The following is a 22,283-nucleotide window of genomic DNA, read 5'->3' on the forward strand; positions in this document are numbered from 1 at the left end:
GTGTCTGCACGAGCGCCTCGCCGATACTTCACGGAGGAGGAGCCGTGGAGGTCCCGCGATGCGATCGTTTCCGTAGTCGTGGTCGTGGTCGGCCTGGCTGCCCTGGGCTTCTGCTGGTACGGCGTCAGCGGCAAGGCGACGCTGGACAACCAGACCCCGTGGCTTTCCGGTGCGGTCCTCGCTTACGCCGTGTGCGACGTCGGGATCGTGCTGTGGCTCGTGGCGGGTTTTCGCGCTGTCCGCCGCGGTCAGCGACAAGTGGTCTTCGACACGCGGTCCGCGCTCGGGCTGAGTGCGGTGCTGGCTCAAGGCCCCACCGCCGAGCAAGCTGAGGTCGCTGCGGCCACGCTCGTGACAGCGCCAGGAATGATGCGCTTCCATCGTCCCGAGTGCCCGCTGGTCCGGGGGAAATCGGTGCGTGCCATGTCCCCGGCCGACGCCAGTTCCGCTGACTTGGCGACGTGTGGGGTGTGCGAGTCGTGAGCGAGTGGCTGCCCTTTCTCGTCTTCGGTGTCACCACCGGAGCGATCTACGGCCTGTCGGCCATGGGTCTGGTGCTGACCTACAAGACGTCCGGCGTCTTCAACATCGCGCACGGGACCGTGTGCGCGAGCGCTGCATTCACGTTCTACACGCTTCGTCAGGTGCACGACGTCCCCTGGCCGATCGCCGCGGCTCTCGTCGTCTTCGTTTATGGGGCCGTGGCCGGGCTACTGCTCGAGCGAATGGCCATGCTGCTGGCCGACGTGTCGGTGACGTACAAGATCGTCGGCACCGTTGGCCTGTTCGTGGCCATCCAGGCTGGGATCACTCTGATCTACGGCGACATCGCCAAGAACTTCGAGCCGTTCCTGTCCCAAGACAAGGCCTTCGGCCTGCCCGGTGTGGACGTCACCTACGACAACCTCATCACGGTTGTTGGCTGCGTCCTCGCGGCGGCCGGCCTGGCTGTGTTCTTCCGCGTCGCCCGGCTCGGCATCGCGATGCGCGCGGTGGTCGACGACCCGCAACTGATCGACATCACGGGTTACTCCCCGGTGCGGGTGCGGCGCACGGCGTGGGTGATCGGGAGCAGCTTCGCTGCGGCGTCGGGTGTCCTGCTGGCCTCGAACCAAGCCCAGGTCGACGTCAACGTGCTCGCCCTGTTGGTCGTGCAGGCTTTCGGTGCGGCCACCATCGCCCGATTCCAGAGCCTGCCCATGTGCCTCGTCGGCGGCGTCATCGTCGGTGTTCTGCAGAAGCTGATCAGCAAGGAGATCGGCTCGCAGCCTTCGCTCCAGGGTCTCGATGCCGCGACACCGGTTCTGATCCTGTTCATCGGCCTGCTCGTCATCCCGCGCTCGCGCCTCGTCGAGGTGGGTCGGCAGGTCAGGGCGCGCGGCTTCTCCTCGAGAGCCGGCAAGGCCTACAGCTGGTGGTACGTGCCGCTGATCGGTGTCGCCTTGCTCATTCCGCAACTGGACGAGGCCCACCTCTTCGCGTGGAACCTGGCGCTGGCCCAGGTGACGCTGTTCGCCTCCCTGCACTTGCTCGTTCGTACCTCGGGGCAGATCTCGCTGTGCCATATCGGCTTCTCGGCTCTCGGCGCGGCGACCGTCGCCCACATGTTGGGACGAGGAGTGCCGTTCCCTCTCGCGGTCCTGATCGCCGGGGCGGTGTGCGTGCCTCCGGCGCTGGTGATCGCCGTTCCCGCGATCCGGCTCTCCTCCCTGTATCTCGCGCTGGCGACCTTCGGTTTCGGCATCGCGCTCGCGGCGTTCGCCTACGGCAAGTCCTGGATGTTCGCCTCGCAGAATCGGCCGGTGGATCGTCCCCAGATGTGGGGCCTGCAATCAGATAGCCGCTACTTCTACCTGTTGCTCGGCGTCGCTGTTCTCGCGCTGTTCGTCGTCACTGTCGTCGAACGTTCGCGCCTCGGGCGCCTGCTCCGCGGCCTGTCCGACTCCCCGGTCGCCTTGTCGACCCTCGGGCTGGACGTCAACATCTGCCGTGTCCTGGTCTTCTGTATCTCCGGCGCTCTCGCCGGCGTAAGCGGAGCGATGTACGCGTCGGTGTTCGGTGGGGCCTCGCCGGACAGCTTCAACTACGCCCAGTCGCTGGTCGTTCTTGCCGTCCTCGCGATCTCCGGCTCGCGACTGGTACCCGCGGTCCTGGTGGCTCCGGTGCTGCTCTACGTCGTGCCGAACTACATCGACAACCCCGACCACTACAAGCTCCTGCAGATCGGGTTCGGCCTGGCCGCCATCTACGCGGCCGCGGCGTCGACGGGACGTCTGGGCTCGTACTTCGCCGCCCGTGGGGTCGCCGCGAAGGATCGCCTGCACGGACCCGCAGCGGTTCGGGTCGACCGCCTGCGCTCGGCCCACCTAGTCCGGACCCAGCCATGACACGGCGCCTGACCCCCATCGACACGGAGGAAGAGATGTTCCAGCCCCGATCGAAGCCCCGCCGGAGAACTGGTCTGGCCGTGACCGCCGTCGTGGCGGCCGTCGCGATGATGGCCGGCTGTGGCGGCACCCGGGTGGACCAGGAGCGGATTCTGGCCGCCGAGGGCCGGACCTCGGGAACCTCGACAGACGTCGGCGGGACCGACACCGGGACAGCGGCTATCGGCAGCACGGATGTCGGAGCGGCGGACACCGGAGCGGAAGCCTCGAGCCTGACGCCGGGTGTCCCGGCAGGCAACGCGCCGGTCACCGCGCCCGGCAGCGCGACGAATCCGGCCGCGGCCCAGCCGTCGAAGGGCAAGCCGGCCAAGGACGGGGCGGGCGCTGGGGCTGTGTCCACGGCGAACCAGCCGTGCACCCGGGCGCTCGAGCCCATCGTCATCGGGCAGGTGGGTGCATTCTCCGGCGTCGTCGGAGCGTCGATCGGGAACCTGCGTTCGGGCATGTCGGTGTGGGTGAAGGACGTCAATGCCCGCGGCGGCATCGAGTGTCACCCGGTCCGGATCGTTCAGCGTGATGACGGTTCGGACCCGGCTCGCACCGACGCGAACGTCAAGCAACTCATCCTCACTGAAAAGGTCGTGGCCTTCGTCGGGTCGGGCCCGGTCATCACGATCTCCGTGGTCCAGCGCCTGGCCGAGCAGTACAAGGTGCCGTTCATCGGTGGCGATGCCTCCGATCTGGCCTGGTGGAACAGCCAGTACCTCTTCCCCCAGGGCGGGATCTCGCTGGCCTCCTTCGCCGGGGCCATCAAGGCGGCGTCGCAGGCAACCGGGGCGAAGAAGCTCGGCATTCTCTACTGCGTCGAGGCGACGATCTGTTCCTCTATCGGGCAGCAGGCCAAGAAGCTCGCTGGTCAGGCCGAAGTGGAGCTCGTCGTGAACAAGGCGGCCTCGCTCACCCAGACCGACTTCACCGCCGAGTGCCAGGCGATGAAGTCCGCCGGGGTGAACGTCGCCTTCTTCGCTCTCGACGGATCAGCCGTCCAGCGCGCCATCCGCAACTGCAAGCAGCTCGGCTTCATCGTTCCGGTTGCGGTGCCGAGCATCGCGGTCAACGCAGAGACCGCGCAGGACCCGAACCTGCAGCAGTTCGGCGTTTTTCTCGGTTCGTCTGTGCTCCCGTTCGTCGACACCGCCTCGACCGCCGGCCGAGACTTCAACAAGGCGTACCACACGTTCGCGCCGGGCGCGTTGATCGACGACTCATCGATGCGCGGCTGGGTGAGCGGAAAGATGCTCGAGACAGCCTTGGGTAAGGTGTCGGCCCAGGCCCGCGCCGGCACGGTCACGACCGCTTTAATTCTGCAGGGTCTGTGGACGCTCAAGAATGAGACCTTCGGCGGCCTGACCTCAGCCACCACGTTCGCCAAGGGTGCGACCGCCAAGATCACCCAGTGCTACTACGCCCTCCGGCTGACGCCGGAAGGGTTCACCTCCACCCTGGGGGGCAAATCCAGCTGCCTACCTGAGCCATCGTCAGGAGCAGTTGAATCGGGTGAGGCGCGATGACCGGTTCCGACTCCGGGTTGGTCATCCAGGACATCGTGGTGAAGTACGGTGGCCACCTCGCGGTCAATCGGATCTCCTTGGCTGCCCCGCGAGGGAGAATCACCGGCCTGATCGGGCCGAACGGCGCGGGCAAGACCACGACGTTCAACGCGTGTTCGGGTCTGCTCCGACCCACGTCGGGGGAGGTTCACCTCTTCGGCCACGACGTCACCGCGCTGCCTCCGCAACGGCGGGCTCAGCGCGGCCTGGGCCGCACGTTCCAGCGGATGGAGTTGTTCGACTCCCTGTCCGTGCGCGAGAACGTGGCGCTGGGCCGCGAGGCGGGGATCGCGGGCAGCCGGCCGTGGCGGCATCTGCGGGGCGCACGCTCCGATGCCCAAACGATCGCGGAGGCGGTCGAGGACGCCCTGCGCCTGTGCGGGATCTCCGCGCTCGCCTCGCGTCGTCCCGCCGACCTCTCGACGGGACAGCGTCGCCTCGTGGAACTGGCGCGGTGCGTGGCCGGTGGCTTCTCCATCATGTTGCTCGACGAACCGAGCTCGGGTCTGGACAAACAGGAGACAGTGGCCTTCGGCCAGATCTTGCGGTCGCTGGTGGAGGCGCAGGGCGTCGGGATCCTCATTGTCGAGCACGACATGAGCTTGGTGATGAGTGTGTGCGACTACCTTCACGTGCTCGATTTCGGGCAGCCGATCTTCCAGGGCACCCCGGCCGAGGTCAACGCCAGCGACATCGTCCGCGCTGCTTACCTGGGCAGTGAGGCCGTCGAGGTCGGCCTGCCCGCGGAAGTAGGGGTCTGAGATGTTGAAGCTCGCGGGCATCACCGCCGGATACGGCGGGACTACGGTGCTGCGCTCGGTGGACCTCGTCGTCCCACCGCACAGCGTGGTCGCTCTGCTCGGCGCAAACGGCGCGGGAAAGACCACCCTGTTGCGCGTCGCCTCCGGGCTGCTGCCGCCCAGCGCCGGCGTGATGACCCTCGGGGGCGAGGACGTGACCCGCCGCGCGCCGAACGAGCTCGTCGCCAGGGGAATCTGCCACGTGCCGGAAGGGCGCGGCATCTTTCCCTCGCTCACGGTGCGGGAGAACCTCGTCCTGCAGTCCGCGAAGGGTGAGGAGGCCGCCAGTCTCGACCGGGCAGTGAAGGCATTCCCGCGGCTCGGCGAACGCATGGCCCAGCTGGCTGGAACGATGAGCGGTGGCGAGCAGCAGATGCTCGCGCTGGCCCGGACCTACGTCCAACACCCGACCGTCGTCCTGCTCGACGAGGTCAGCATGGGCCTGGCGCCTAAGATCGTCGACGAGATTTTTGAGTTCCTCGCGCTGCTCCGGTCCTCGGGCGCGAGCCTGCTGCTCGTCGAGCAGTACGTCACGCGAGCGCTCGACGTCGCCGACTACGTCTACATGCTCAACCGCGGCGAAGTTTCCTTCGCCGGCGAACCGGGCGAGCTCGCGGACGAGGATGTTTTCGCCAGCTACGTCGGAGGCTAGATCATCGTGAGCCAGCCAGTGGAAACCGCGATCCCTTACATCGCCGACCGCCACCTCGACCCGAAGCTCGCGCTGCCCTTCGCTGCGCACCTCGAGCAATCCGGAGTCGTCGACTACTTCCACGTATGGGACCAGCTCACCAGCTGGTGGCCAGCGCAACGTCATGCTCGAGACGTTCGACCACATGCGCAAACTCAACGGCCAGCCCCAGCCGGCTAGCACATAGGAGTAACCACTCCTTTCCATAGGAGTGGTTACTCGCTAAAATCCTGGGATGGCCTCTGACCTCGACTCAACGTCCGCGCTGTCGTCCTGGAGCAAGAAGCGGCTCCTGCTGGCGGTGGTGGCTTTCGTCACGATCGCGCTCGCCATCACCTGGGTCCGAGGCGGTGTCACGGTCGGCAGCAGCGATATGCGTATCGATCCGGCCTTCAAGATCCCGGCACCCCCGAGGGACCTTGAGTGGTGGCGAGCCGGCACGTTCGTTTCGCTAGCGCTCGTCGCCGTCGCTGACCTCATTCTGATCGGTCTCGGCATTCGGGACTACCTCAAGACGAAGTCGATCCTGCCCCTTTGTGTCGGTGCGGCCGCGCTTGCGTATGTGATCCCCGAGGTCTTTGTCGACGTTCTCGGCGGCGTCTACATGACCGCCGACCAGCACCTCACCATCTTCACCGTGATGGGGCGGGACATGGGGGTGTTCATCTTCCTGTCGTGGCTGTCCTACGGGTTCGTGCCGTACGCGTTCTACAAGTTGCTGCTGACGAACCCGAAAACCAAGATGCTGTGGTTCGGCCTGCTGGGGGGCGCGATCGCGAACGTCGTCAACGAGGAATGGCTGTTGCTGCTCAAGGCCTACCACTACTACGGCAACCAACCGCTGGTGCTGTTGCACGTGCTGCCGTGGTGGTGGATTCCGTGCAACTCGATCGGGGCCATCCTGACCGCTTCGCTCGCCTACCGGTACCGGCACCTGCTCCAGGGCTGGCGCGCTCTGCTGATGTTCATGATCGCGCCCATGGCCATGATGGGTGTGTACGGGTTCATCGCGATGCCTGCGTTCATTGCAGTCAACGGCACCTATGGGTGGTTGCTCACTCAGGCGCTCGGCTTCATGACCATCGGTCTGGGGATCGTCGTCTTCATGGGGGTCCTGCACCTCGTATTGGAGCGCAACCCCTTCGACCTCGAGCACGTTGCGGAACTCGAGCAGGAACCGGTGGAGCCGGTGGCCTGAAGGGCGCTACGACGGGAAGGCGGTCAGGACCTCTCTCCGCTCCCGCGGTTCTCCAGCCCGTACACCAACATCGTCGTCATCTCGGTAACGATGGCGTCCCGCGAGGGTCGCGGCTCACCGGGCCGGTCGTACCACCGGTCCAGCACCGCCATGCCCATGACTGTGGCGAAGAAGGTTCGTGAGGCCAAGTGAGGGTCCATCATGGAGTAGCCACGCGCCGTGGCCTCTCTGGTCGTTAACGCCTCGACCCTTTTCAGCGACGTAGCAATGGCGTCGGTGACCACACCGTCAAGTTCGGCCTCATGTTCGTTGGCGGCCAACAGGGCCAAGACCACCTCGCGACGGTCCCGTAGCAAGTCGTACAGGCCACCGATGTACTCGGCCGTGAGCTCGACGACGGCGATGGAGGCCGCCGGCGCGGCGATCCATCGATCCACGTAGTCGTCGAGATAGCGTGCGAAGGGCCGCACCACCGCTTCTTCGAAGAGCACCGCCTTGGTTCCAAAATGGCGGAACAGCAGACCTTCGGACACCTCCGCCCGCAGGGCGATCTCCCGAGTCGTCGTGCCGGCGTAGCCGCGGCGGGCAAAGACGTCAACCGCCGCGTCCAGCAGCAGACCGCGGACCGTCTCCGGAGACCGACGCACGCGCTTGGCACCCGGCTGGGCGGGGGTCTTTGGCATTCGCCCAGAGTAGAGGTGCGGGCGGCGCGCGGGTTGGCCGCTCAGACCATCGGGAGCCCGGCGGTCCACGCGCCGTCGACCACGACATCGGCGCCCGACATGTATGACGCACCGTCACTGAGCAAGAACGCGATCACCTTGGCGATCTCGGCCGGATCAGCCATTCGCGCGAGCGGGACCTTCGCCGCCGCGATCGCGTGCAGGTCGATCCCCAGCGCGGCGAAGTCGATTCCCGACAGCATAGGCGTGTCCACCATGCCCGGGCTGACGCTGTTGACCCGGATGCCGGTGGTCGCCAGCTCCAGGGCTGCGCACTGCGTCAAGCTGAGAACTGCCGCCTTGCTCGCTGCGTAGGCGGCAAGACCGGGGGTGCCACGGTGCCCCTCTACCGACGCCACGTTCACGATCCTTCCCCCACCCGCCGCAGCCATGACGGGCGCGACCGCGCGCAGGCCGAGGTAGGTGCCTGTCTGGTTCACCGCGACCACTCGCAGAAACTGCTCGACGGGAGTGCCGATGATGGGCGTCAGTGCGACGACGCCGGCGGCGTTGACGAGTCCGTCAATCTCGCCAAGGAACTGCCGGGCTTGCGCGACTCCGCTTGCCCAGGCCGCGTCGTCGCAGACATCGAGCTCAACGAAGGTCGCGTTGTCGCCGAGTTCGGCGGCCAGGGCTTTGCCGCCGGCGACATTCACGTCGGCGATGACGACGGCGGCTCCGGCGGCTGCGGCAAGTCGCGCAGTTGCTGCGCCTATGCCGCTCGCACCACCGGTAACGAGCACGTTGCTTACGGATGGCATGCTGCTGTCTCCTCTTGTGAGTTCAGAACTGTCCATGGGCCAGGGACGGCGCCAGCTCCCGGTCAGTCGGCATCTGCGGTGAGACGGGCCGGTTGCGGATCATCAGCGCGGACATGATCAGCATCCAGGCCACGAACGTCACCACCGGGATCCACCAGGTGAGGATGCCGTTCCACGCCAGCGGGCCGCTCTTGACCAGCGGCGCCAAGGTGCCGGGGATGAACATGAGCGCGACCCACAGGTTCAGGTAGCCGACCCACCGGGGGAAGACCGACATCTGGTCGCTGTTGCGGAGGATGACGATGCCAATCGTCAGCGCCTGCAGGACCGCAGTCCAGGTAACGGCGACGAACATCAGCCAAGCGAGGTCGTTCATCATCCGAAGGATCTCGTCGCTGGTGTCGGTCCGGTAGGCGATCGCCTGCCAGATGATCGGCGGTAGCGCGAACAGCGGGAAGAGTAATGCGCCCGTGGCGAGCTGAGTGAAGGCGAGCGGTGAGTCCGCGCCCTCGAGACGTTTCATCTCCGTCGAGATCGCGCCGACCCACGGCACGATGAACGCGGCTGCGACCACCGCCAGGATCAGCCCGATCCGGACGGTGGTCACGTCGCCATAGAACAGCTCGCGGAGTTCGCTCATGTCGTCACGAGGGGAGGGGGGTGGGACGAACCCGGCGATCACGAAGAAGCCGAGTAGGAAGACGGCCACACACACCGGGCCGCTCGCGGCGCACCAGCGCAGCATTCTCGTGTCCATGGGATCGGCTCCGCTCAACTCGGGTGAGGTCAGCGCAAACCCGTCGACACCGCGCAACCTCTAACGAGCAACTACACGCTTAGGATCGAGCCAGTATAACGCCTTGTGGTTGTCGTTGACGAGCCTGCCGTGGAGTGGCTAGCGTTCGCGACCAGCGAGTATGTGCTTGCTGGGAGGATCCCGGCAACATGACCTATGGCGTGGTGCACTGGGCGACGGGTGCGGTCGGTAGCTCGACTACTCACCGCGCGTTGAGGGCCCGGACCGGATGCAACGGATCCAGGTCGCGTGTGGCCCCGGTGGACGAACTGCCAGACGGCTCGGCATCGAGCTCGACAAGGGGGCGCGGAAGTCGTGGCAGGGGGTGAGGTCCACGCGAAGCGAGCGAATGGTCGAGGCGACGCGTGATGCCGGACACCGCTCCGTCAGGACGGTAGTCGGCCGGATCGGATACGTCAGCGCGACGATGCTGGTGGACCGGATCCGGCGGCCCAAAGCGCGATCGGTGGATGAGGTGCCGGCCGGGCCGAAGGCGATCACACCGGAGTGGTTGACCAACGCGCGTGTCGGGACACTCCCGGTGCCCGAGTCGAGTCCGTCGGATTCTCCCGAGCGACCGGAGGTACCACCACTCGCTGTGCGGCAGACCCCACCTACAACGCGGTGGGGAGCGCCGCCGGTCTGCCCGGGAACGTCTTCCTCAAGTCGTCGGGCACCCTGAAGACCCGGGCGGTGCTCGCCCTACTCGATCTCGCCGCCAGCGAAGTCGAGTTCATGACGAAGCTCCGCCCGGAACTCGACATCGAGTCACCACGGTGCTACTTCGCCAACTACGACCGTAAGAGCTGCCGGCACGCGCTCGTGCTGGAGGACGTCGTAGCGACTAAGGCCGCCGAATTCTGCCAGGCGGACCAGCCCCTACAACGCGGCGAGATCGAGGATGTGCTGACGCTTCTCGCTACCTGCCATGGGAGATTCTGGAACAGTCACCGGTTCTCGGGCGATCTGCGCTGGCTCAAGGAGAGCAAGACCCCGAAGAGCTTCGTCACGGACTTCGACCGCTTCCTGCTCCTCGGCCGAACCACCGTGTCCGGAATCGCCAAGTACGGCGACCTCGTGCCGCCCCGGGTCGCCGCGGCCAAGAACGACATCATGCCCGCTCTGTGGCGCTCGCTCGACTTCGCCGCATCGGGGCCGCCGACCGTCCTGCACGGTGACTGCCACCTGGGCAACTTCTATCGCACCGACACCGGTCGAATCGGCGTGCTGGACTGGCAGATCTGTTGCGTGGGTAGCTGGACCTTCGACGTGTCCTACCTTCTCGCGGCCTGCCTGACCATCGAGAGCCGCCGCACCTGGGAACGTGATCTGATCGCGTTCTACCTGGACCGCCTCCGCGTGCACGGTGGAGAACCACCACCTTTCGACAAGGCGTTCGACGCCTACCGGAGCGGCTTGATGTATCCGCTGGCCGCCTGGATGTTCGTCCTCAACCGCCCACCCATGCAGCCCGACATGCAACCCCGCGAACTCAGCATTGAACTCGTCCGCCGTATAAGCACGGCCATCGACGACCTCGACGTCCTCAACCTCCTGGAGACCGGATCCTGAAAGTACGTGTCCGGAATCTGACGACCACTCACAGACGGTGCCGGTCGGGCCCAGGTAGGCCTGCACCAGATGTCCGTCGCCGACGCGCAACTGGCCATCTACCCGCAAGCCGGGCACGCCCCGCATCAGCAGCACCCGGATTCCGTCGCCGCGCAGGTCACCAGCTTCCTCGACTCGATCAGGCCACGACGGTGGCCCGTCAGATCCTGAGCGGAACAGTGCGCGGCAGAATCGTCGTCGACGTCAACGCGTGATCACTCGTGGGCGCTTCCGGGCGTTGGTGTATAGCCCAACGCCCGGAAGACCTCGGTGAGCGCCGAGCGGTTCCCCTGCAGGATCGTCACAAGCCCGCTCTTGAGAGCTTGGGTGGGACTCAGTTGGCGCAGGGCGAGGGCAACGAAGGTGGGCAGATCGCAGCTGACGTGCAGGGTGGCGTCCTCGGGGGCCGGCCCCGATCGGGCCAGGAACGAGCTGCCCTGCAATCGGAGATGGAACACCTCCTCGCCGATCTGGAACTCAAAGGTGTCGCGGCGGCTCGGGTCCAGCGGCGCGGCCTGGGTCCCGGTGAGGCACAGGGCGATCAGCTCCGCCCGGGCGGTGCCCGGATCGATGCGGTCGTCCGGCGCGAGGTCGAGCCCCCACAGCCCCAGGGCCAACAACGGCTCGCGCAGTCGTTCCCCGGCCGATGTGAGTTCGTACGCGGCCACACCGGCCGGCGGCGGCAGCACGGTCCTGCGGATGATCCCTGCCTCCTCCAGCCCGTGCAGCCGGTCGGTCAGCCGGTTGGTGCCGGCGGCCGGCAGCGCGGTGAGCAGATGCTTGAAGCGCTTGGGGCCGAGCAGCAGCTCGCGGATCACCAGCAGGGCCCAGCGCTCGCCGAGGACATCCCGCTGGTCGGACTCACGGCCTGGCAGGCCCTGGTCGAGCGGGCCCGGGTGCAACCCGGCCAGAAGGTGCTCATCCACGCCGGCTCGGGCGGGGTGGGCACGATCGCCATTCAGCTCGCCAAGGGGACCAACGGCGGACGGGCGCGAACGTCGCGCACGAAACTTGCGATCGCGTGACGATGCCCCGGCCTAATTGTGACGGACGGTGACGGCCGTGTTCAGCGCAACCTGCGCCCGGTCCGTCGGCCCCTGGTATTTCTGACGATCCATCATGGTGCCAGTTTGGTGGCCAGTTGGTGCCGATCGTGGGGGTCCGTAGCCGTAGGCTGAAGTACGGGTACCCATCCTGACCTGCCCCGATGTACTTCGGCGTACTGTCGTGGACCCCCCTCAGGCGGACTTTTAATCCGCGGGTTCGGGGTTCGATCCCCCGACGGCCCACCACAGGCCCGCCACGGGCCCACCCGGGTCTGTATGACGTCGCCTGATCGCAGCTCAGCCAGATCGGCCTGCTGCCGAGATCCTGGTTCGTGCCTGTGCCGACCTGGGACCCGCATTGACCTGAGGTCGTCGCCCCGCGAGGATCGGGCCAATTCCGGACGTATCGAACCTCGGGGAGGTCCCGTGCGACGCATCGGTGCGCAGCTGGCAGGAATCGCGGTCCTGGTGGCCGCCATGGGACCGCTGGGCTCCGCCGAGGCGGTCGCCGAGGCCCTTGCGTTGCCGGACAGTTCTAAGCTCAGCAGCCCGGTCGTCCTGCACGGTTACCTGACCGATGAGGCCGGCGCGGCGCTGTCCGGCGCGGAGGTGCTGCTCTCGGCCTGGCCGTCGAACGAGACCGTGAAGGCGATGCCGATCGGCGGGACGTTCCGGACCGTTCCCGTCGCGCGCGCGGTCGCGGACTCCACGGGCGCCTACACGCTGCGTTCGGCGCTGACCCCGACCTTGGCCACGCTGATCGACCGCGACGGGCTGGACCTGCAGGTCGACTTCGCGCACGAGGGCCAGGTGCGCACGTACCTGACGCAGGCAGTCCCCGGCGGTGCGCTGGGGTGGCTGCGGCCGACCGTCGAGGCCGTCGACCCGGCGCAGTTGGTCGCGGCACTGCCGCGCAACTCCATGAACATCGCGCTCGACGATGACGGGCCGCACCCCTGCGGGGACACGGAGGGGTGCGAGGACAAGCCGCGCCCCTATCCAGGTCTGCCGTCGGGTTGCGTGAACCGAAAGATCGCCGTCAAGGAGGCTTGGACCACGGTGGCCACAGCCCTTGCCCGCAAGGGGGTGACGGCAAAGGTGAGTTACGAGCGGGGAGCGCAGAGCGAGGTCAGCACCGGTATCAGCTATGAAGGCAGCGGCGGCAGCTTCAAGGCCAACGGCTCCCGCACGCGTGGGTCGACCTTCGAGGCGGACTTCTTCGACCAGAAGGGCACCAAGAAGGCGCCCGCCCATGTGGAGTACCAGGTCGAGATGGCGCACGCGGTCATCGCCAGCGAGTGCAACGGCAACAAGATCGGCCAGTACCGGTACCGGCAGTTCACCACCGACCCGTTGGGTACCACCGGCGCGTCCAAGCCGCCTATCCCTTCCACCCTTCCGCTGTGGACGTGCGCCAAGTCCAAGCAGGTCGGCGGCCTTCGCACGGCCACGGTGTCGGACCGGGCCTACACCTACGAGCGGGGCTTCGGTTTCAGTCCCGTTCCCGGCGGCTCCTTCACCGGCGCGGCCACCAGTGGGTACAGCGAGACGGTGAAGGTCGAGTACGTCTTCGCCAAGAGCAAGGTCAAGGACAACTTCTGGTGCGGCCTCACCGGTTTCCCGGTCTCGCCGGGCCAGCGGGTCCAGGCCTTCCAACGGTGAGCCGCCGCAACGTCCGCTGAGACTTCTCCCGAGGACGGAGGGCCGGCGCGCGCGATGATCGATGGGTCGAACTGTCCCAGCAGTCGTTCTTGAGGATCGCCACACTTCGACATCCTGACGTCGAGGGAAAGGTGGCAGGAAACTCTGACGGGTTGTCAGAACACGCTCGGTCATGTCGCGGAGCCGAACGGGTTAATCCCAACCGATTGTGAGTACAAGTCGGTTTCGAATGCGGCGGAGATGTCCACAACCGTTCTGTTGTGTACCGCGGCGCTCGGCGTCGGATCTCTCGGAGGCGAAATGAAGACGTTAACCGGCCGCACCCACCGCGTTCTGCTGGTTGCGGCGATGTCGACATCTGCGTTGGCAAGTGCCACGGCAACGGCAGGGGCGGCAGAGCGCAGTGATCCTGCTTCGCACGACTGTCAGGACCCGGCAGAGATGCCGCCCGCGATTCCCGTCCTGGCCGTCGACGGCTCGGCCTGCGACAGCGCGGCCTCGAAGGTGCGCACTGTCCTCGTGAACGCGATGCGCAGCGATGACTCGCTCCGCGGCGCCGAACCGTCGATCATGCGCGTGTTCGACCTGCTGCACCCCGAGCTGAGGGAATGCGACATCCCGTCGGCGGCGGTGGTAGACAGCGCCGATCCCGCCGATCCCGCCGATCCCGCCGAGTCCGTGACCGGCACGGACCTGACGACCGTTGTCGGCGTGCCGACCGAGGACGCGCAGCCGGTGGAGGCCCCGGAACCGGAGGCCCAGATGACGGTCGATGGCATGGCGGAGAGGTCCGCAGACTCGGGCGTCGCCACGGCGGTGGGCGGCATCGTGATCGAGGACCGAATCGTCGAGGAGCGCGCCGTGGCCCCGGAGAAGATGGAGGTCGTCGGTCCACGGACCGCGGCGACAGGCGGATTGCCTGCCACCGGTTCCGACAATTCGGTCCTCGCCATGCTCGGGTTCGCGATGGTCGCCTCCGGCGCGGCAGCACGGTACGTGGCGCGCGACTGAGCGGACGCGAAGGCTCGTCTGGTACCTACTTGCGCCGGTGGATAGCGTCGCAACCATGAGAGCTGTCGTCTGCCGAAACTCCGAGTTGCGCGTCGAGGACGTGCCCGAGCCGAGGCCGGCCAAGGGGCATCTCGTTCTCGACGTCGTTCGCGCCGGGATCTGCGGGTCCGACCTGCACGCGCGGTTCCAGGCCGACACTCTCGCCGATGCTGCGGCCGCGATCGGTTTCACCAACTTGATGCGCGTCTCGCAGGCCGTCGTGATGGGTCACGAGTTCAGCGGCCGTGTCCGAGAGTTGGGCCCGGGCACGAAGCATCGGGTCGCGGAGGGCGACGCCGTCGTGGCGTTGCCGATCGTGCGGATGGGCGGACGCCCGGAGTTCCTCGGCCTGTCCGAGGCCGCTCCCGGCGCGTATGCCGAGCGGGTGCTGGTCGATGAGGCTCTCACCTTCCCGGTGCCCAACGGCCTCGCCCCGGAGAGCGCCGCCCTGACCGAGCCCTTGGCAGTCGCGTACCACGCCGTGCGCCGCAGCAAGATCGGCAAGGGCGAGACCGCCGTTGTCGTGGGCTGTGGCCCGATCGGGCTGGCGGTCATCCTGATGCTGCGGGCCCGCGGCGTGCGACACATCATCGCCAGCGACTACTCCGCGCTCCGGCGCGGCCTCGCCATGCGCTGCGGTGCTCACGTCGTGGTCGATCCCGGGGCGGAGTCCCCGTGGACCTCGTTCGAGCACAGCAAGAAGTACTTCACCGACGCCGGAAAGCTCCTGGACTTCGCGGTCGGCTCGATCGAGAAACTGCGTGCGGTGCCGTTCCTGCCGTGGCACAAGGTGCTGCGGGCGGCCGAGGCGGCGGGCAAGACCCCGCGCGGTCCGGTCGTCTTCGAGTGTGTCGGAGTGCCGGGCATCATCGATCACATCGTGCAGTCGGCGCCGCTGTACACCCGTGTGATCGTCGTCGGGGTCTGCATGGAACGCGACGCCATCGTTCCGGTCGTGGCGCTCATCAAGGAGATCGGCCTGCAGTTCGTCTTCGCCTACGACCCCGGCGAGTTCCACGACACCCTGCATCTGTTGGCCGAGGGCAAGGTCGACCCGACGCCGCTCATCACCAGCACGGTCGATCTCGACGGCGTGCCCGGGGCGTTCGACGTGCTGGGCAAGGCGGAGGAAGAGGCCAAGATTCTCGTCGCCCCGTGACCGAGGCGTCGGGCGCGTAGGGTTCGCGGACCGACGCGGGGGAGGCCACGTGAGCGCTCGCTTTCAGGAGCTGGATTACCGCGAGACCCCGATGGGCGTGATCAGCCTGCGCCGTCGCCTCGATCCGCGGGCCGGAGTGGACGTCTTCGAGGTCAAGCTCGACGATGACTTCCTGATGTCGAGCCTGTACACGGTGGCCGAGATTGAGGTGGCCCGTCTTGCCCTGGCGCGGCTGCCCGGCGAGGACCTCGACGTCCTGGTCGGCGGCCTCGGGCTCGGCTTCACCGCCCTGGCCGTGCTGGACGATCCGCGGGTGCGCTCACTGGTGGTGATCGAAGCCCTCGGCGAGGTGATCGAGTGGCACGAACTCGGACTGATCCCCGCCGGCGAACGCCTCGCGGCCGATCCGCGCTGCACCCTGGTGCAGGGCGACTTCTTCGCCCTCGCCGCCGGCTCGGGCCTGGACCCGCGCGATCAAGGGCGGCGCTTCGACGCCGTTGTGGTCGACATCGACCACTCCCCGGTGCACCACCTGCACCCGAGTCACGCGCCGTTCTACACGGTGCCCGGCTTGCAGAAGCTCGCCGCCCACCTACGCCCGGGCGGCTGCTTCTCGTTGTGGTCGAACGACCCGCCGGGCGAGGAATTCACTGCGCTCCTGGCACAGGTCTTCGCCCACGTGGAAGGGGTGTTGGTCCACTTCCCGAACCCGCTGCAGGATCGCGAAGCGACCAACTCCGTCTATGTGGCCGCGGGGGTCAGGGCTTAGGTCGTGCCGTGGTCGGTGCCTGACCCACTGAGCACGGTGTCGATCCGGGCGGCCGTCTCCAGGTCGGCCGGGACCAGAGCACCCGGGCCGTTGCCGAGAATGATCGTGAACTCGTCGTCCACGATCTGAACCTCGAGCCGGGACTCGTCCTCGACGACGTTGCGGACGCCCTCCTCGAGGGCGTCCCGGCTGTCGCGGGGGACCGGAATGGCGCGCTTGAGCACGACGCCGGCTCGCTCCCAACCGGGCAGGGCGGCCAGGCCCTCGTCGACCTGATCGTCTCGAAGTTCCAGGGGTTCGTCGGTCCCGGGCAGCGGGTTGCCGTGCTGATCGCGAACGGGGCGTTCGGACATGGGGATCTCCTCTCGATACGGCTCTCGACTACCCGACGGGGTGGCGGGTAGTCCGATCCCGTGACCGATGCCGCCGCCCGCCTCGGCCTGCCTGCCGGCACCCGGGCCTGCCTGTTCGACCTCGACGGTGTGCTGACCAGGACCGCGGTGCTGCACGCCGGGCCTGGAAGCAGATGTTCGACGAGTACCTGGCGCAAGCAGCCCCGGATCAGCCGACCTTCAGCCCTGCTGACTACCAGGACTACGTCGACGGCAAGCCGCGCCTGGCCGGCACCCACGACTTCCTCGCCGCCCGCAACCTCGAGCTCGTGACGGGCGAGGAAAGCGACCCGCCCGACGCCCGCACGCTCTGGGGCTGAGCAACCGCAAGAACGATCTGATTCAAGAGCTGATCCGCGAGCGGGGCATCGACGTCTACCCGGGCTCGGTGTCCTACCTGCACGAGGTTCGCTCGGCGGGCCTCTACGCCGTGGTGGTGACCTCCAGCGCCAACGCCGTGCAGGTGCTCGACGCGGCCGGGCTGAACGGGATGTTCGACGCCCGGGTGGATGGCGTCATTGCCCGGGACCGGGACCTCAAGGGCAAACCCGCTCCGGACACGTTCCTTGCCGGGGCGGACGAGGTCGGCGTCGCACCGGAGGCAGCGGCGGTGTTCGAGGACGCCCTGTCCGGAGTGGAGGCAGGACGGGCCGGTGGGTTCGCCACGGTGATCGGGGTGGACCGGGTGGGGCAGGCGGATCAGTTGCGCGCGCACGGTGCGGACGTGGTGGTCACCGACCTCAGTGAGCTGATCCAATGATCCGGCAGGACGCCTATCCGGTCGATCCGTGGTGCGTGCGCGAGACCCGGCTGGATCTGGACCTGCTGGCCGCGGCGGAGTCGCTGTTCGCGTTGTCGAACGGCCACCTAGGCCTGCGCGGCAACCTTGACGAAGGCGAGCCGCACGGCCTACCGGGCACCTACCTCAACTCCGTGCACGAGCAGCGTCGACTGCCCTACGCCGAGGCCGGCTACGGCTACCCGGAGTCCGGGCAGTCCGTGGTCAACGTGCCCAACGGCAAGTTGATCCGCATCCTCGTCGATGACGAGCCCTTCGACATCCGCTACGGCGACCTGCACTCCCACACCCGGACGCTGGACCTGCGCACCGGCATCCTGACCCGGGAAGCGGAATGGTGCGCGCCCAGTGGCGCCGCGATCCGGTTGCGCAGCGAACGGCTGGTCTCGCTGACCCAGCGCGCGATCGCGGCGGTCCGGCTCAGCGTCGAGCCGGTGGACCGAACCGTGCAGGTCGTGCTGCAGTCCGAACTGGTCGCCAACGAACAACTGCCGCCGGCCTCGGAGGACCCCCGCGCCGCCGCAGACCTGGAGGCGCCTTTCGTGCCCGAGGACCTGCTGCGGTCGGAGATGGCCGTCACCCTCGTTCACAGCACCAAGCGCAGTGGGCTGCGGGTCGGCAGCGGCATCGACCACGAGGTCGAGGGCCCGGACGATCTGAGCACCAAGGTGGAGGCGTTCCCCGACCTCGCCCGGATCACCGTCACCACCGAGCTCGAACCCGGGGAGTCGGTCTGCCTGACCAAGTACCTGGCCTACGGCTGGTCCTCCCGGCGCACCGTGCCCGCCGTCCGCGACCAGGTCGCGGCCGCACTCACGGCGGCCCGCCATCACGGCTGGGACGCGTTGTGCGCACAACAGGCCACGGCGCTGGCAGAGTTCTGGGCCGGGGCCGACGTGCAGGTCGACGGCGATGAGGAACTGCAGCAGGCCGTCCGGTTCGCGCTGTTCCAGATTCTGCAGGCCTCTGCGCGGGCCGAGCGCCGCCCGATCGCGGCCAAGGGCCTGACCGGCACCGGCTACGACGGGCACACCTTCTGGGACACCGAGGTGTTCGTGCTGCCGATGCTCACCTACACCGTGCCGCACGCCGCCGCCGACGCCTTGCGCTGGCGCCTGGACACGTTGCCGATGGCGCAGGAACGCGCCCAGGTGCTAGGCCTGCGCGGGGCGGCCTTCCCGTGGCGGACCATCACCGGTGCGGAGTGCTCGGCCTACTGGCCGGCCGGCACGGCGGCCTTCCACATCAACTCCGCCATCGCGATGGCGGCGGACCGGCAGGCCTGGGCGAGCGGGGACGAGCAGTTCGATCGCGAGGTCGCCGTCCCCTTACTGGTGGAGACCGCGCGGCTGTGGGTCAGCCTGGGCCACCACGACGCGAAGGACGGGTTCCGGATCGACGGCGTCACCGGCCCGGACGAGTACAGCGCCGTCGCGGACAACAACGTCTATACGAATCTGACGGCCCGCCAGAATCTGCGGGCCGCGGTCCGCGCCTGCGGGCACTGGCCCGAGCAGGCGGCGGCGCTGAACGTCGGCGACGACGAGATCGCGGCCTGGAGCTCCGCCGCCGACCTGATGACGGTGCCCTGGGACGACCAGCTCGGCGTGCACCCGCAGGCCGAGGCGTTCACCCGGCACGCCGAGTTCGACTTCGACGGCCTCGGCCCGGACGCCTACCCGCTGATGCTCTCCGTGCCCTACGTCCAGCTCTACCGCACCCAGGTGCTCAAGCAGGCCGACCTGGTGCTGGCCATGCACCTGTGCGGAGACGAGTTCACCCCGGAACAGAAGCGGTCCAACTTCGAGTACTACGAGCGCCGCACCGTGCGCGACTCCTCCCTGTCCGCGGCGACCCAGGCCGTGCTGGCGGCCGAGGTCGGGCACCTTGACCTGGCCCTGGACTACACCGCCGAGTCCGCCCTGGTCGACCTGCGCGACCTCGCCTCGAACACCGCCAACGGGCTGCACCTGGCGGCCATGGCCGGGACCTGGATCGCGCTGGTGGCCGGCTTCGGCGGGCTGCGCGACCACGGCCGGAGCCTGCGTTTCGCCCCGCAGCTGCCCAGGGGGCTGACCGGCCTGGGTTTCGCGCTGGTGCACCAGGGCGCGCGGCTGCAGGTCGCGATCGCCGACGGCGAGGCGACCTACACGCTGGAGTCGGGCCAGGTCGCCCTGACGCTCGCGCACCACGGCGAGGAGTTCACGCTGGAGCCGAAGACCTCGGCGTCGAAGCCATTGCCGGAGCGGCGGCAGCTGCCACCGCCGGAGCAGCCGCCGGGCCGGGCGCCGACGCGACGCGTGGGCGCGGCCGCGCCGCAGTGCCCGGTGACGGAGAACACCGCATCCTGACCGCTCATGGCCGGTTCATCCCGGGTAGCTGGCGCCCATGACGACCTTCGGATATTTCCTCTCCGGTGAAGAGCTCGGTCCGCGTGAGATGGTGGACGCGGGCCAGGCGGCGGCCGCAGCCGGCTTCACCCATGCGTGGCTCTCCGATCACTACCACCCGTGGCAGGAGAGCCAGGGCCAGAGCCCCTTCGTCTGGTCCGTGCTCGGATCGCTGGCGACCACCACCGAGCTGCAGCTGACCACCGCGGTCACCTGCCCGACCTTCCGCATCCACCCGGCGATCATGGCCCAGGCGGCGGCGACCACCGCCGTCCTCGCGCCCGGCCGGTTCCGGTTCGGCGTGGGCTCCGGTGAGGCGCTCAATGAGCACATCCTCGGCGAGGCCTGGCCGCCGGTGTCGGTCCGGCTCGAACGCCTCGAGGAGGCCATCGAGGTGATGCGCAAGCTGTGGACCGGCGAGGTGGTCACCCACCAGGGCAAGTACTACACCGTGCACAACGCCCGCATCTTCAGCCTGCCCGACGAGCAGATTCCGGTGCTCATCTCCGGCTTCGGACCGGAGGCCACGGAGGTGGCGGCGCGGATCGGGGACGGGTGGATGTCGGTCTCGCCCGACGCCGATGGCCTCAAACAGTTCAAGCGTAAGAACGACGGCGTCACCCAGGCCGGCGTGAAGATCTGCTGGGCGCCGACCGAGGCGGAGGCCAAGGAAACCGCATTCCGGTTGTGGAGCCACTCCGGTCTCGGTGGCCAGGCCTCGCAGGACGTGCCGATGTGGCACACCTTCGAGTCCATCGGCGAGGCGAACACTCCGGACAAGCTCGCGGAGAAGGTCGCCTGCGGCCCGGACCCGCAGCACGCGGCCGAGAACATCCGCAAGTACATCGACGCCGGCTTCGACGAGATCTACATCGCGCAGATGGGCTCGGAGCAGGCCGGCGCGATCCGGTTCATCGCGGACGAGGTCCTACCGCTGCTGTGACGTTGTTCGCGTTCGCGTTCGCGTTCGCGGCCCGGTGCAGCGGGCAGCGAAGCAGCAACACCACTCGCCCGAGGAGGCTGCGATGTCGACCGATGCCATTGTGCTGCTGCGTGAGGACCACCAGGACGTCAAGCGTCTGTTCACCGAGTTCGAGAATGCCGGGGGCGACGCCTACGCGACCAAGGCGAAGCTCGCCGAACAGATCATCGCGATGCTGACCACGCACACCTACCTGGAGAACGAGTGCGTGTATCCGGTGGTGCGCGAGCTGGTGCCTGGCATCGAGGACGACATCCTCGAGTCCTACGAGGAGCACCACGTCGCGGACGTTCTCTGCATGGAGCTCGACGCGATGTCACCCGAGGACGAGCGCTTCGCGGCGAAGATGATGGTCCTGGCCGAGAACGTCCGGCACCACATCAAGGAGGAAGAGGACGTCTGGTTCCCGAAGGTTCGGGATGCCCTCGGCCGCAAGCAGCTTCAGGAGATCGGCCAGCGGATGCTGGAGATGCGCCCGACCGCCCCGCGGCGGCCGTCCCAGCCCAGCGCGCTGAAGAAAGCTGTCGACGCGATCCTGAGCTGACCTACGTCAGAAAGCTACCCGACCGGTTAGGTCAGACCACCCGAACTACCGCTGCCCCCACCGCGAGATCCCCGCCCTGGACGTCGCCGGGGAGGACGCCCCCGCCGCGAGGCCCAGGCCCGGCTGCGCCCCCGCGCGCCAGGTGCTCGACACCCTGGTCGCGGCCGGCATCGCGCGCTCCCGTTCGAACGCGCTGGCCTGGTCGGTGCGCCTGGTCGGCAGGCACAACGCCGAGTGGATCGCCGACCTGCAGCACGCCCTCGACGCGGTCCGGCAGGCCCGCGCGAACGGGCCTGCCGCCTGACGCAGCGTCAGGCGGCGCGTCTCATTCGAGTCGATTCCTCCGTTAGTCCGGGTTGTCCTCAACCATTCGGCGGCTGATTCGCCGGTGCGCGAACTGGTCGGATGTGTAGCGGCGATGAGCAAAAGCTCAGCCGCGGACCCTGCAGGGCAGGCAGGGCGGACTCGTCGATCCGAGATCCGCTCACGCGGTGGCCATACCGAATCTCACCTGGGGGGTTTCATGGAACTGCAAGAGCTTCTGGCCGCGTACGGCATCGATCTTCCCGACCTCACCGACGTGCCGCAGATCAGCGACGTGCCCGCTCTGACCGGCACCCTTTTCAACGCCCTGACCGCGGCGGCGACGGACGCCCTGTCCCAGGCCGGCGACGCGGGCAGCGACGCCATCAGCCTCGCGGGGACCCGCGCGATGACCGTGGTCGACCGGGCGACCGACCGTCTGGACGCCGTCGGCGGACGGCTTGACGCCGTCGTCGGACGGGTCGAGAGCGTTCGCGGTGCCGTCCTGGACCGCGTCGACGACGTGGGCGACGAGGTAACCGCCGTGGCCGGGACCTCCGTGACCGGCGCTGCACAGGCGGTCTCCGGGGCGCTCGGCGTCGCCGACGGTG

Annotated in this window: 20 protein-coding genes, 1 tRNA gene and 3 pseudogenes; 19 read left to right on the forward strand and 5 right to left on the reverse strand. The window is 67.9% G+C overall.

Going from position 1 to position 22,283, the window contains the following annotated elements:
* Positions 1 to 78 precede the first annotated feature (78 nt).
* The 6 genes from H0X00_RS02655 (at position 79) to H0X00_RS02680 (ending at position 6,686) form a co-directional block, all read left to right on the forward strand.
* On the forward strand, positions 79 to 483 hold the full coding sequence (locus H0X00_RS02655) for a hypothetical protein (RefSeq protein WP_293767153.1): 405 nt from the start codon (positions 79 to 81) through the stop codon (positions 481 to 483).
* Positions 480 to 2,387 carry an ABC transporter permease gene (locus H0X00_RS02660; RefSeq protein ID WP_293767154.1) on the forward strand — a complete coding sequence of 636 codons (1,908 nt, stop codon included), beginning with the start codon at positions 480 to 482 and terminating at the stop codon, positions 2,385 to 2,387. Before H0X00_RS02655 ends, H0X00_RS02660 begins: the two co-directional genes overlap by 4 nt.
* A gap of 80 nt (positions 2,388 to 2,467) precedes the next feature.
* A complete protein-coding gene (locus H0X00_RS02665; protein WP_293767155.1) occupies positions 2,468 to 3,958 on the forward strand; it encodes an ABC transporter substrate-binding protein in 1,491 nt (496 codons plus the stop codon).
* On the forward strand, positions 3,955 to 4,758 hold the full coding sequence (locus H0X00_RS02670) for an ABC transporter ATP-binding protein (protein WP_293767156.1): 804 nt from the start codon (positions 3,955 to 3,957) through the stop codon (positions 4,756 to 4,758). Before H0X00_RS02665 ends, H0X00_RS02670 begins: the two co-directional genes overlap by 4 nt.
* Before the next feature lies 1 nt (position 4,759).
* Positions 4,760 to 5,449, forward strand: coding sequence for an ABC transporter ATP-binding protein (locus tag H0X00_RS02675; protein ID WP_293767157.1), 690 nt, complete (start codon positions 4,760 to 4,762; stop codon positions 5,447 to 5,449).
* Between the two features lie 274 nt (positions 5,450 to 5,723).
* Positions 5,724 to 6,686: a hypothetical protein gene (locus tag H0X00_RS02680; protein ID WP_293767158.1), complete on the forward strand. Its 963-nt coding sequence runs from the start codon at positions 5,724 to 5,726 to the stop codon at positions 6,684 to 6,686.
* A 23-nt stretch (positions 6,687 to 6,709) separates the two neighbouring features.
* Here the strand turns inward: H0X00_RS02680 and H0X00_RS02685 are convergent, their stop codons facing one another.
* From H0X00_RS02685 to H0X00_RS02695, 3 genes are read right to left on the reverse strand one after another with little or no spacing between them, the layout of a single operon-like run.
* Positions 6,710 to 7,369, reverse strand: a complete 660-nt coding sequence (locus H0X00_RS02685) for a TetR/AcrR family transcriptional regulator (RefSeq protein ID WP_293767159.1) — start codon at positions 7,367 to 7,369, stop codon at positions 6,710 to 6,712.
* Between the two features lie 41 nt (positions 7,370 to 7,410).
* A complete protein-coding gene (locus tag H0X00_RS02690) occupies positions 7,411 to 8,151 on the reverse strand; it encodes an SDR family oxidoreductase (protein ID WP_293767160.1) in 741 nt (246 codons plus the stop codon).
* Between the two features lie 40 nt (positions 8,152 to 8,191).
* Positions 8,192 to 8,926 carry a hypothetical protein gene (locus H0X00_RS02695; protein ID WP_293767161.1) on the reverse strand — a complete coding sequence of 245 codons (735 nt, stop codon included), beginning with the start codon at positions 8,924 to 8,926 and terminating at the stop codon, positions 8,192 to 8,194.
* A gap of 663 nt (positions 8,927 to 9,589) precedes the next feature.
* Between H0X00_RS02695 and H0X00_RS02700 the strand changes: the two genes are divergently transcribed.
* Positions 9,590 to 10,537, forward strand: a complete 948-nt coding sequence (locus H0X00_RS02700) for an aminoglycoside phosphotransferase family protein (protein WP_293767162.1) — start codon at positions 9,590 to 9,592, stop codon at positions 10,535 to 10,537.
* Positions 10,538 to 10,791: 254 nt separating this feature from the next.
* Here H0X00_RS02700 and H0X00_RS02705 read toward each other — a convergent pair whose 3' ends face one another.
* The gene (locus tag H0X00_RS02705; RefSeq protein WP_367186402.1) at positions 10,792 to 11,394 is read right to left on the reverse strand and encodes a winged helix-turn-helix transcriptional regulator; all 603 of its coding nucleotides are present in this window, start codon (positions 11,392 to 11,394) and stop codon (positions 10,792 to 10,794) included.
* A gap of 27 nt (positions 11,395 to 11,421) precedes the next feature.
* On the opposite strand from H0X00_RS02705, the pseudogene H0X00_RS23605 reads away from it, so the two are divergent.
* The 6 genes and pseudogenes from H0X00_RS23605 to H0X00_RS02730 all read left to right on the forward strand — a co-directional run.
* Positions 11,422 to 11,547, forward strand: a pseudogene (locus H0X00_RS23605) (NADP-dependent oxidoreductase); the annotation flags it as partial.
* Between the two features lie 186 nt (positions 11,548 to 11,733).
* Positions 11,734 to 11,868, forward strand: a tRNA-OTHER gene (locus H0X00_RS02710).
* Positions 11,869 to 12,048: 180 nt separating this feature from the next.
* Positions 12,049 to 13,284: a hypothetical protein gene (locus H0X00_RS02715; RefSeq protein ID WP_293767164.1), complete on the forward strand. Its 1,236-nt coding sequence runs from the start codon at positions 12,049 to 12,051 to the stop codon at positions 13,282 to 13,284.
* Positions 13,285 to 13,584: 300 nt separating this feature from the next.
* A complete protein-coding gene (locus H0X00_RS02720; RefSeq protein WP_293767165.1) occupies positions 13,585 to 14,295 on the forward strand; it encodes an LPXTG cell wall anchor domain-containing protein in 711 nt (236 codons plus the stop codon).
* A 55-nt stretch (positions 14,296 to 14,350) separates the two neighbouring features.
* Entirely contained in the window at positions 14,351 to 15,493 is a 1,143-nt protein-coding gene (locus tag H0X00_RS02725) for a zinc-binding dehydrogenase (RefSeq protein WP_293767166.1), read from the forward strand.
* A gap of 49 nt (positions 15,494 to 15,542) precedes the next feature.
* A complete protein-coding gene (locus H0X00_RS02730; protein ID WP_293767167.1) occupies positions 15,543 to 16,262 on the forward strand; it encodes a hypothetical protein in 720 nt (239 codons plus the stop codon).
* On the opposite strand, the gene H0X00_RS02735 is transcribed toward H0X00_RS02730, so the two are convergent.
* Complete coding sequence (locus tag H0X00_RS02735) at positions 16,259 to 16,615, reverse strand: hypothetical protein (protein WP_293767168.1); 357 nt, start codon at positions 16,613 to 16,615, stop codon at positions 16,259 to 16,261. The two genes, H0X00_RS02730 and H0X00_RS02735, sit on opposite strands and share 4 nt — an antisense overlap.
* Positions 16,616 to 16,675: 60 nt before the next feature.
* Between H0X00_RS02735 and H0X00_RS23610 the strand changes: the two are divergent.
* The 6 genes and pseudogenes from H0X00_RS23610 to H0X00_RS02770 form a co-directional block, all read left to right on the forward strand.
* Positions 16,676 to 17,414: pseudogene (locus tag H0X00_RS23610) on the forward strand (HAD family hydrolase).
* Positions 17,411 to 19,804: a glycosyl hydrolase family 65 protein gene (locus H0X00_RS02750; protein ID WP_293767172.1), complete on the forward strand. Its 2,394-nt coding sequence runs from the start codon at positions 17,411 to 17,413 to the stop codon at positions 19,802 to 19,804. Before H0X00_RS23610 ends, H0X00_RS02750 begins: the two are co-directional and overlap by 4 nt.
* 37 nt (positions 19,805 to 19,841) lie before the next feature.
* Positions 19,842 to 20,786, forward strand: coding sequence for a TIGR03557 family F420-dependent LLM class oxidoreductase (locus H0X00_RS02755; protein WP_293767173.1), 945 nt, complete (start codon positions 19,842 to 19,844; stop codon positions 20,784 to 20,786).
* A gap of 82 nt (positions 20,787 to 20,868) precedes the next feature.
* Complete coding sequence (locus H0X00_RS02760) at positions 20,869 to 21,369, forward strand: hemerythrin domain-containing protein (protein ID WP_293767174.1); 501 nt, start codon at positions 20,869 to 20,871, stop codon at positions 21,367 to 21,369.
* A gap of 142 nt (positions 21,370 to 21,511) precedes the next feature.
* Complete coding sequence (locus tag H0X00_RS02765) at positions 21,512 to 21,673, forward strand: hypothetical protein (protein WP_293767175.1); 162 nt, start codon at positions 21,512 to 21,514, stop codon at positions 21,671 to 21,673.
* A 219-nt stretch (positions 21,674 to 21,892) separates the two neighbouring features.
* Positions 21,893 to 22,283, forward strand: a pseudogene (locus tag H0X00_RS02770) (hypothetical protein); the annotation flags it as partial.

Source organism: Sporichthya sp. (assembly GCF_013815995.1).
In the GTDB taxonomy this organism is placed as follows: domain Bacteria; phylum Actinomycetota; class Actinomycetes; order Sporichthyales; family Sporichthyaceae; genus Sporichthya.